At 62.3% G+C, this 284-nt stretch carries 1 pseudogene; it reads right to left on the bottom strand.

Annotated features, from left to right (window positions below):
• Positions 1-284 (bottom strand): annotated as a pseudogene (locus NPS56_RS31120) (urocanate hydratase); the annotation flags it as partial.

Here is a 284-nt window from a genome sequence, read left to right as displayed (position 1 = left end):
ACCCAGCAGATACGTGCCGGCAGACCCTGGAAGCTGATGCGCTCGCGGGCCATGTCCAGCCAGTTGTGCAGGTGGGCGTCGTCCGGGATCAGTTCCTTGACCTTGGCGTCGGTCTTGTAGATGTCTTCAGCGTTACCCGACAGCGCCGCCCAGCGGAACGGACCGATGCCACGGCAGAACAGTGGGCGGATGTAGGCCGGTACGAAGCCCGGGAAGTCGAATGCGTTTTCCACGCCTTCTTCTTGCGCCATCTGGCGGATGTTGTTGCCGTAGTCGAAGGTCGG

The organism is Pseudomonas putida (assembly GCF_028682635.1).
GTDB lineage: Bacteria > Pseudomonadota > Gammaproteobacteria > Pseudomonadales > Pseudomonadaceae > Aquipseudomonas > Aquipseudomonas putida_AE.
The sequence above is the reverse complement of the archived record's forward strand: the minus strand, read 5'-3'. Positions and strand labels throughout refer to the sequence as shown.